Consider the following 10806-nt stretch of genomic DNA (forward strand, 5'->3'; position numbering starts at 1 on the left):
ATGATGAGGCGTGCTTCTTGACGCACCCCATCTATTGAGAACTACCTTATAGTTTATCTTCAGCTGCGGACTTCAAAGCATCCAGCTGATCGCGCTCTGGTGCGGCACCACGAGCCTGGTCAGGACGTCCCCCGCCCTTGCCTCCTGCGAGCGGTGCGAGTTCCTGGATCAGCTTACCGGCCATCAAGCCCTTGGCTTTGGCATCCTCACCGCAGAAGGCTCCGAGGTGAAGCTTTTCTCCGTCGTCCACGATCAGGAAGGCAGCGCCAGCGAACTGCTTTTTCTTTAAGCCATTCATCAGCTCTTGCAGCAAATTTGCAGGACCTGCAAACGATTCCACAATCGGCCCATCAGAAAGTAACACATCGGCAAGTGCGGCATCAGCCATCTTGGCAGCAGCTCCTGACTGGGCCTTTTTCAGCTTTTTACCAGCTTCGATCACCACATCGCGCAACCCCTGCATGTGCTCGACAGATTTCTTGAGCACCCGGTTCTTTTGCCGGAATGTCCCTTCCATCAACAAGCTTACCATGATCCTCGGGAAATCCGGATATCTTACCGTAGCTTGATCAAGCTCTTCAAGCTGCTGGTTGATCGTGCCGAGTTTGGACCTCAATTCCTCTTCCTCGACCTTGTTTTTCTCCGATTCTTTACGCAGCCAGCTGTAGGCAGCCTCGCCGCACACAGCTTCGATCCGGCGGATGCCCGAGGCAATCGCCCCTTCCGATCTGATTTTGAAAAAACCAACCTCCTTGGTGTTGCGAACGTGGGTTCCACCGCAAAGTTCCATCGAGTAGCCATCCAGCGATTGCTCTTCCCCCCCGATCTGAACGACACGGACCAGCTCACCATACTTGTCTCCGAAAAACTGCTGAATGTCCTTTCTGCCTTTCACCTCCTCGTGTGGCACCTCGATCCAGGACACTGGATCTCCTGCTTCAATGCAGTCGTTCACCTTGAGCTCAATGGCATCGATCTGATCCTGGGTCAAAGCCCCGGAATTAAAGTCAAATCGCAGACGTGTCCGGGTCACCAAAGACCCTTGCTGGGCGGCATCTTCCGAAACTTCTTCGTGCAGAGCCCAATGCAAAAGGTGCGTGGCCGTGTGATGGGCTTCGATCCGGCGACGGCGCATGGTTTCCAAGCTAAGTGTCACCTCGTCTCCGACGGCTACATCGGCCTCCAGAGGCAAGGCGTGGGCGCGTGACAAGCCAAGCTGCTGGACTGAGGCCACCGGCCAGATCACACCATTGCAGCGCATCTCTCCCTGGTCACCTAACTGGCCACCCATTTCTACATAAAACGGAGTCTTGTCAGTGATCACGAGCAAGCTGTCATCCTGAGGATGGACCTCAAGGACCTTGGTGACCACCTCGTCCTGCTCGAACCCGACAAATTCGGTGACGGCGTCAGTAGCAATATCAGCGGCGCGAACCAGTGCCTGCGTGCGGGCCTGGCGACCCAACTCACGTTGCTGTTCCATCAATTCCTCGAACTTGCTCATATCCACTTTCAGGCCGCGCTCGGCACAAAGCAGTTGGGTGAGGTCAATCGGGAATCCAAAGGTATCGTAAAGTTTAAAGGCAAACTCACCGCCGACCACTTGTTGGTAGTTCCCAACTTCGGATTCAAACATGGCCAATCCGCGGTCGAGGGTTTCATTAAAGCTGGCTTCTTCACGTTGAAGGTTTTCTTTGACCGCCTTCCTGCGCTCGACCAACTCGGGGAAGATCCCACCCATTTGATCAACCAGGGTATCGACCAGTTCCGGGAGGAACGTCGTTTCACCAGTGAAGCCGAGGGTGCGCCCATAACGCACCGCGCGACGAAGGATCCGCCGCAAGACATAGTTGCGTCCGGTATTTCCAAGCAGAATGCCATCGGCAAGCGAAAAGGAAAGGGTGCGGATGTGGTCGGCAATCACGCGGAAGGCAATCGCCTCCTTCATTTCAGGCGAAATTTGTGATTTATCGGCATCGACCGACTCCGGGTAGATGTCCTGGTATGTCTTGCCGCTAAGTTGCTCCAACTTGCGGAAGATCGGCTGAAAAACATCCGTGGCGTAGTTCGTCGGCTTTTGCGAAAAATCTGTGAAATTTTTGGTTCCTTGCATAATCGAGCAAGCGCGCTCGAATCCCATACCGGTATCGACATGCCTGGCTGGAAGATCACGGAACGATCCATCCGCCTCGGCATTGTATTGAATGAACACCAGGTTCCAAATCTCAATGCAGAGATCCGAATCCATATTCACCAACTTGCCGTCGGTATCACCCTCCGGGGTGAGATCCACATGAAGTTCGGAACACGGACCACAGGGGCCCGTTTCCCCCATCATCCAAAAGTTGTCTTTGACATTGCCGTTGACGATCTGCCGCTTGGGGTCCAACCCCGCACCCTCAAACAACTTCGCCCAGATATCGTATGCTTCCTGATCGAAATGTCCCGGGTCTCCTTCAGAGGGCATGTAGACGGTGGCGTAAAGCCGGTCCGCAGGAAAGCCCCAGCGTTCTACCACAAGATCCCAGGACCATTGAATAGCCTGCTCTTTAAAGTAATCACCAAAGGACCAGTTGCCCAACATCTCAAACATCGTGTGATGATAGCTGTCGTATCCGACATCCTCGAGATCGTTGTGCTTACCTCCGGCGCGAATACACTTCTGGGTATCGGCGGCTCGGGCCGGGTCATACGGAGCTTTATCGGTTCCCAGGAAGTAGGGAACAAACTGATTCATTCCCGCGTTGGTGAAAAGCAGTCCGGGGCTCTGCGGCATCAAAGAGGCCGACGGCACGATAGTGTGTTGCTTTTCCTTGAAAAAATCGAAAAAGCTCTGGCGAATTTCGTTAGCGGTCATGGATTCGGAATGAGTGAATAATTCAACGGGGGAGCGCTGAAATAGAGGAAATCAAGACGTTGCGCAAGCTTCTAGTCCTCGGATAACACGCATCTAGCCCAACAGGTCACTTGTTTACCCGTGGCGCGCTCAGCCCCTTTATCCAGCGGCGAATAACTCCGAGTCACCCTCGTTCGCATCCGGGGCACAGGCTCTCAACTTATGAAAATAATAATCCAGAATCAGCCTCATTTGGGAATCATATAGCAGCCCGAGCCTTTTTTAGCGCCCGCTTTAACATCCGCCTTAACATCCGTTTTTGGCTAGGCCACGATCACCTCGATTCCCAGACATGAAAACATACCATCTTCTCACGTTCATTACCCTTTTAACATCCTCCTGCCTGATGGGCGGTGACATCCACTATACAGATCAAGCCCCAACGCCAGAACGAAGCCGGCAACACCCATTGATCTGCTGGACAGAAACCCGGGAAACCCCACTCAAAATCCATTACTTACAAATCGATTTACAGTCGAAAAATTATCAATTGGCCGTCATAACCAGCCGGGATATCGATGGTGATGGTCCTGCAGAAGGTTCATTGGAAAAACCGGAAATCTTACTGCGTCGACACAATGCCCTCATCGCAGTCAATGCCAATGCATTTCAAAACCCGTCCGAAGCCAAAGACCACCATTGGTTCGAGAATAAGGCCGTCGATATCTGCGGCTCCGTCGTTTCGGATTCCACCACTGTCAGCCCGCCGGAAACAAGTCGAGCCACATTTTGGATCGACCAAAAAGGATTACCGCACATAGGAACCGCCGAATCTGCCAGCCATCAGGTTCTGGCAGTAGCGGGATGGAACCACCGCAATCCAAAAACCCAAGGTCAATTGCTCAGGGACGGAGAAATCGTCATTCAAGATGGAGGCAGCCGTCACCCTAGAACAGCCATTGGATTCGATTCCAGTAAACGCTGGCTGACGCTGGCTGTGGTCGATGGCAGAAGAAAAAATGCCAGCATCGGCGTGACGCTCTATGAACTTGCCCAAATCATGCAACAACGAGGCTGTAGTCACGCTCTCAATTTTGACGGAGGTGGCAGCAGTATCATGATTGCCAACGAAGGTCCGACCACCAACATCATCAATCGTCCCTCAGGATCAAAGAGCCGTCCAGTGCCCGTCATGATCGGCGTAAAAAAAGCAATACCATCAGAAACAACAGCCTTGGAAAACGGTCTTTTAGGTTGGTGGCCACTCCACGAAACCTCCGGCACCATTGCTCACGACCTCGGCAGCAACAAGCAGCATGGTCAGCTCACCCGCGAACTTGCTTTTAAACCAAGTAAAAACACCTCCCACCCGTCACTGACATTCGATGGCGTCGGCGATGGCATTTCGCTGCCCAAAATCAGCGTGCAAAACCAATTAACCGTATCCGCCTGGGCGCAAATTTCCGGAGCCCTCGACTCCGGTCATGTGGTCAGCCAACACCCGGCATGGTTTCTCTCAGGTCACCGAGGCAAAGAAATGCGCTTTGCCGTCGACACCGGCAAAAAAACGGTCTCTGTGCCATTTGCCAAACCCGACACCTTAAGCTCAGGATGGCATCATTATGTAGGAGTTTACAACGGACATTCCGTATCGACCTATCTGGATGGCATATTGGTCAACCAAGACACACTTCAAGGAAACCTCCGACAAGAAGGAGAAATGCGCATCGGCCGCTACTGGGCAGACAACTCTCCACAGCGCTATTTCTGGAAAGGGGGCATTCGCGATGTCCGCATTTACAATCGGGCTCTTTCTAACCATGAGATCGCTACATTGTTCAAACAAGGTGAAGCCAAAACGCCAAGCAAAACATCACCTGAAAAATAACCACAAAAAAAGTAAATAAATTGTCCAGAACGACACAAGGATCGGAATTTTAAGATATTCCGAGTCATCAACTGATCAACTGATTTGGAAATCCACAGCTTAATAATAAACACAGATGAAAAAAGCATATATCAACACTCTCTTGCTTCTTGCTTTTGCCGGCACTTCGCACGCCGCTTTGGTTACGGGATTAGATGGAATAGCAGATAGCAGCACCATGGTCTCCGTAGCCAACTGGACTGCCGAATCAGGCAGCATTCGTAGCTACACGAATGTAGGCGGGTCAACAGGCATGATTCATACCAATAACTCCGGTGCTGTTTTCACAGCACAATACGAATCCATTGACCTTTTGCTAGCCAACACAGAATACACCATGGAAACACGTGTCGGGCACTGGTCTAGCACCGATGGTTCCGGTGCCACCTTCACAATCGACATCGGTTATGTTGACGGCGGAACTTGGACAAGCCTCGGTCAAAAAAGCCTCCAAGCTCCAGGGACGGGGGAAATCTCCCCAACAGCCAACGGCGTAACCGACACCCTGACCTTCACCACGGGTGACACTGTTACTGGCAATGTTGCGGTCCGTGTGGCACGCACAAACACCGAAGGAAGATGGGCAGGCTTTGACTACGTCACTCTTGATGCGGCCGCCGTTCCAGAACCATCCTCAGCAACTCTTCTCGGTCTTGGTGGACTGGCACTCATCCTGCGCCGCAGGAAGTAGGCATGGTCTCACGTTTTTCACTTACCTTATCCAGAATACAACTGGATAAGGTCTTTTTGTTTCTCCACCCAACATGCATTTTGGCAACAAACACTAAAACCTAGGGTATCCTGATCGAGCTAAAAGTAAGTGTCATAGTTTACATTGGCTTCTCATAGACCCCCATGAAAAAATGCCTCCTCAACCACAACGAAAAAAAAACGTAAAAAAATGTCCAGCACCGGGAGAGAGAGGGAATTGTATATTAACCTCTTCTATTTGCCGCTCGAATTAGGGGATCAAATGACAAACCAATAAACAACATCACGATGCGATTAAAAACGATCATAGCAGCAACCGCAGTCTCTCTCGGAACCTCTATAGCTAGCCAAGCCGCGGTTACCCTTACCAATGGTGACTTTGAAACAGGAGGCAATTGGAATTCCGACCATAGTACCATCGCTACAGGCTGGACCGACGCCCTTTCAGGATCAGGCACTCAGGGTAACTACGGAGAATCGATCACAGGGTATGGAACTGGCCGCGTAGCTGCAATGAAAGGGGTCAGCAACGCCTACCACCAACAAATTCTTGGCGGAGTTGATGCTGGGACAAACGGTTCATATGTCATCAACTACGATGGAGGAATACGGTACCACAGTTCTTACAGTTCGGCAGCACGCACCGTCACCCTGCGCGTTGCGCTTTGGGATGCAACAACCAACACGGAACTCGCCTTTGTCGATGTTGGCACAGCATATTCCAACGCAGAGACAACTTTGCATGCACGTGAGCACACTCTGACCTACGACCCTACCGGTCTCGACGGTAACGACTTAGCTTTACGATTCTCCAACGCCACAGCCACAGGAGTCAATATTAACACAGTGCTAGTAGACAACATCACCATCACCGCCGTTCCAGAACCATCCTCAGCAGCCCTTCTCGGTCTTGGTGGACTTACACTCATCCTGCGCCGCAGGAAGTAAACATTATCTTAATTTTCTCCACTCACCTTATCCAGTATACAACTGGATAAGGTCTTTTTGTTTCTCCTCCCAACATGAATCTTGGCAACAGACAGTATAACCTCTAGTATCCTGCTCGGGGTAAAAAAGGTAATGGTTTGCATTGGCTTTTCATCGCAATCCCCCCCGCATGACAAGATGCCTCAACAACAACAACCTCAAAGCTCACACCGGGATCCCGACCCCTTGGCTGCATGGGCTTACAGCGATGAGCTCGCGCAGTTGCAAGCCGAGTTACGAGCCTATGCCGCCTCAGTGACCGGCGATGCTTCAGCCGCTGATGATATTGTCCAAGAAGCCAACCTCGCTATCTGGCATAAACGGGAACAATTCGAGGAAGTAAGAGAAGGAGGCTTCCGGGCATGGGCATTCCGAATCACCTATTTTAAAGCCCTCTCCCATCGAAGAGACCAATCCCGCCGGGGTTGGTTGGTTTTTAATGATGACCTGGCGCAGCAAATTGCAGAGAAAGCAGAACAGATGAGCCAGGGGCAAAATCTCCGAATGGAAGCCTTACAAACATGTATGGAGCATATCAAACCCGAACAAAGACACTTATTGATACACATCTACGGGTCCGGAGAATCTGTAGCTCAGTATTCAAAGAGACATCAAAAAAACACCGAAGCCATGTACAAAACATTACAACGGCTTAAGAAAAAACTTCAAGACTGTGTCACCCGGAAAATGATCCCATCCCCGATTAACGAATGAAGCCTGAACCTACATCAAGCCGTCTCGACGATCTCGTTCACCTCATGCAACACCATACCATGAGCGAATCCGACCTCCGTGAATTGGAATCTCTGCTCGAAGACGAACCACAGATGGAGCGCTATATTCAACTCATGAGCATGGAAAGTATGCTGCATGCCTCTCTCCAACCTAACAACCAAGAAGCAGAACAACTCCAAAACCCAACTCTCGCAGATCTGCACACAACCAATGCCCCCCCAAGCCCAACACTCGTCGCGCTGCCATCACTCAATCAAACCTCAAGCAACCACAGCAACACCGCAAGGTTCTGGTTGGGGCTCGCCGCCTGCATCACGGTGGGGCTCACCGGATATTGGCTGATGACACCTCTCCAAAACAAACAACCTACGGTTGTCAGCCAGCCAAAACCAACGACATCATCGACAGATATCGCACGAGTTTCAGGATCCATCGGACTTACTGAAATCGAAAAAAACATCTTCAAAACAGGATCTTTTCTGGAAGATGAAGGACTCACTCTTGAGACAGGATTACTTGAAATAACCACGCCCAACGGAAGCCGCCTGATGATCGAGGCCCCTGCGGATTTGAGCATCAACCAAGCGAACAAAGTCAATTTGAATGCCGGGAAAATCGCGGTGTTTTCACCCAATCAAAATGATCACATCAATGTTGACTGTGCCGATTTATTTATTGTGCAAGGATCCAAAGCCTTCGCTATCTCACTACCTAACAATAACTTTTCACAACCTGAAATATCGGCGATCGATGGGGCCTTACAAATTGAAAATGTTGAAAACCAAGGCAAACCAGTCCTGACCCTTCCTGAAAAACAATCAGCTCAATATACAAACAACAACCTCAAATCCGTCCCCTATCAAGGCGACTCATTTTTCAAAGAAATTCCGAATCAGGACCCATTATGGAGCATCGATTACGATCAATCCGGTAAAGGTGTGATTGAATTGGATATCAGCGCTCTGATCTGGAGACCGGGTAAACACCGGGCTGTCTTCAAATGGCTAAGCGGTAAAGACGCCATGCACATTGATCAACTTCAGCTCTACCAAGGAGATCGCCTTATTTCAGAAGACATTCACCCTGGCGTCACAGGGAAACATCACATCACCCAAAATCATATTTATGATTTGTATATCCCCAGTACTGATTTTCATACAGGCCAATGGAAGTTAATCGCCCATGTTCACGGTGCAGAAAGGCCTGACGGTTCCAAACCAAAACACAGCCAAGGCATCATCTATTTCGACCATCGAAACTCCCTCAAAGCCGACAAAACCGATTGGATCGGATCATGGGAATACACCAACCACGGAAAACGCTACACTCGGAAAATCAATGCCGACGGCACCATGGAAATCTTTGGAGGCATAGCGAATAACACAGGGCGATGGTGGGTGAAAGACGATGTCATGTTTATTACAATGGACCGCCGCAAACTAACAGAACACCACATTCTGCGCGACAAAAGAACGTTGATTTTTATTGATCAGCCATACCAGCCAGCCATTCAAAAAGAAGATTAAGCATCAGGACATCCCCAATCCTCCTACCACTGAAGGAGCCATTTTGATCGAGACGAAACAAAGCACCACCCGGTTAGCATCAACAGGAGATCAATTGAGTCCACAACTCGGATTCCTTTTGATACATAAATTGATCCGATCTGGCGCACACCTGTAATTTCAGCCGCTGATAAAAAACTGCATTTTCAGCGCAACGGCTCAACATTTCAGCCAAGTCACCGGCATCCTCCGATGGAAACAAACCTTCGTAATCGTCACCCAACATCCCCACATTGCCAGAAATCCGGCTCGCCAACACCGGCAGTCCCATCCCAAGGGCTTCACAGATGGCATTGGCTCCACCTTCCTGGGTGGACGTGTTCAATAAAAGGTCCGAAGTCGCCATTAGCTCCATCAATGACGTATGGTCAGTTTTCCCTCTCCATTGAAACGGCAAAGGACCGGCCGTCGCCTCCATCAAGCGATTGGCCAAATCCCCCTCGGCATCGCCATACACTCTGACGACGATACCCGCATCTTGCGGTAGCAGCCGACAGGCCTCAATCGCTAAGGGCAGATTTTTCTCGCGTCGGATATTACCAACCATCAGCACCTCAAAAAGCTCTCCACGCCGGGGCTTGTGTTGCAGCCCATGAGGAAGCTGAACACTGGGGTGGATCACCACACACTTATCCCGAAAATCTTTGGGGACCGCAGCAAGGGAAGCCTCATGCAACACCACCAGGCGATCCGCCAGCTTCATCGTCCTGCAAGTGTCCGATTCCGGATCCTGCACTTCAGGATGATTGATATCGGTACCTGTCAATACCACCACAACCCTGCCACGAGGACATGCATCCATAAACTCCGCCACGGCACCCGCACTGCGCCGGGCATTCAAAGCCACCATCCAGCGCGCTTCCACCCCACTGTACCAGACATCCTCCAACGCTACCTCCATACCGGATTCCATCAACATGCGCTGCAAGCGCAGTGCCGAAGTCGTATTCCCCTGACTATCCTGTCGAGGAAAAGGAGAGTGAATCAAAACGTCCGTCATGACCCATACAGCATTCACGCCAATGCTCGCTTTGACAAGAACACGTTTTGACAAGTAGACGGCATCACTCCCGGGCAAATAAACTCAAAAACAAGCAGCTTTCATCGCCCCATCATCCAAATACAAATTTATTTCTCCATATATGAATAAATCTTCTTCCCCCCGGCGTATCTTCTGTCAACCTCCTAACTCAATTAACCCGACCATCTATGAGCAGCTACCGTATTCCAAGCATCGCCAACACCTGTTCCATCTTCCAACTGCTGACATCCACCCGCAAGGCGATGACAGCCAGTGAAATTGCCAAGGAGCTGGAACTACCGCGCACCTCGGTATTCCGCATCCTGAAAACGCTCGAAGAAGAAGGCATGGTTGTCGCCATGGGCAAAAACTACTCAGTCGGTCACCGCCTGATCAATCTCGGCCTGCAGATGATTTCCCATATCCCGGAACGCCAACTCTGTGTCCCCGTACTGCAGGAACTGACCCACCGCACTCAGGAATCTTCTCACTTTGCGATTCTCTCCGGAACCCACGCCCTGTTCATCGAAGTCTGTGACAGCCCACATGCGCTCCGAGTGGCGCGCAGGACCGGTTCTCTCATTGATATCCATTGCTCTGCCTCGGGCAAGGTCCTGCTGGCCCACTCATCACCCCAAGCCTGTGAACACCTGCTGAATCGGATCGAGTTCACCCCGCGAACGCCCAACACCCATAAAAGCAAGGAATCCCTGCTCCCGGAGCTCGAACAGGTCCGAAGCCAAGGTTTCGCTATCGATGATATCGAATATCACGATAACGTCCGCTGCATCAGCGTGCCGGCCTACAACTCGCTGGGGCAAGTCATTGGAGCCCTTGGGATTTCCTCCGCCGACTCCCGTTTCCCCAAATCCCGCATCCCCGAACTGGCCAAACAACTGAAAAAAGCTTCTCAGCAACTTTCCTCTCAGCTAGGGTACCAGGGCAAGGTCTAACATATAAATCAAACAAGGCGGTAGACCTCAATCAGACATTCGAAAAGGCGATCCCTCAGGGTCGTCTTTTT

Annotated in this window: 8 protein-coding genes; 6 read left to right on the forward strand and 2 right to left on the reverse strand. The window is 50.9% G+C overall.

Features of this window, described 5'->3' with window-relative positions:
* Positions 1-46: 46 nt before the first annotated feature.
* A complete protein-coding gene (gene alaS / locus HW115_RS08625) occupies positions 47-2857 on the reverse strand; it encodes an alanine--tRNA ligase (RefSeq protein ID WP_178932219.1) in 2811 nt (936 codons plus the stop codon).
* 331 nt (positions 2858-3188) lie between these two features.
* Between alaS and HW115_RS08630 the strand changes: the two genes are divergently transcribed.
* The 5 genes from HW115_RS08630 (at position 3189) to HW115_RS08650 (ending at position 8722) form a co-directional block, all read left to right on the forward strand.
* Positions 3189-4724 (forward strand): phosphodiester glycosidase family protein, encoded by a 1536-nt coding sequence (locus tag HW115_RS08630; protein ID WP_178932220.1) that lies wholly within the window; start codon positions 3189-3191, stop codon positions 4722-4724.
* Positions 4725-4839: 115 nt separating this feature from the next.
* Positions 4840-5454 carry a PEP-CTERM sorting domain-containing protein gene (locus tag HW115_RS08635; protein WP_178932221.1) on the forward strand — a complete coding sequence of 205 codons (615 nt, stop codon included), beginning with the start codon at positions 4840-4842 and terminating at the stop codon, positions 5452-5454.
* A 308-nt stretch (positions 5455-5762) separates the two neighbouring features.
* Complete coding sequence (locus HW115_RS08640; protein WP_178932222.1) at positions 5763-6422, forward strand: PEP-CTERM sorting domain-containing protein; 660 nt, start codon at positions 5763-5765, stop codon at positions 6420-6422.
* Between the two features lie 177 nt (positions 6423-6599).
* A complete protein-coding gene (locus HW115_RS08645; protein WP_178932223.1) occupies positions 6600-7175 on the forward strand; it encodes a sigma-70 family RNA polymerase sigma factor in 576 nt (191 codons plus the stop codon).
* Between the two features lie 59 nt (positions 7176-7234).
* Positions 7235-8722: a hypothetical protein gene (locus tag HW115_RS08650; RefSeq protein WP_227021383.1), complete on the forward strand. Its 1488-nt coding sequence runs from the start codon at positions 7235-7237 to the stop codon at positions 8720-8722.
* Positions 8723-8801: 79 nt separating this feature from the next.
* Here HW115_RS08650 and HW115_RS08655 read toward each other — a convergent pair whose 3' ends face one another.
* Complete coding sequence (locus HW115_RS08655; protein WP_178932225.1) at positions 8802-9761, reverse strand: glycosyltransferase family 4 protein; 960 nt, start codon at positions 9759-9761, stop codon at positions 8802-8804.
* A 209-nt stretch (positions 9762-9970) separates the two neighbouring features.
* Here HW115_RS08655 and HW115_RS08660 point away from each other — a divergent pair, with 209 nt between their 5' ends.
* Positions 9971-10735: an IclR family transcriptional regulator gene (locus HW115_RS08660; RefSeq protein WP_178932226.1), complete on the forward strand. Its 765-nt coding sequence runs from the start codon at positions 9971-9973 to the stop codon at positions 10733-10735.
* Positions 10736-10806: the final 71 nt, after the last annotated feature.

Source organism: Oceaniferula marina (genome assembly GCF_013391475.1).
GTDB classification, from domain to species: Bacteria; Verrucomicrobiota; Verrucomicrobiia; order Verrucomicrobiales; family Akkermansiaceae; genus Oceaniferula; species Oceaniferula marina.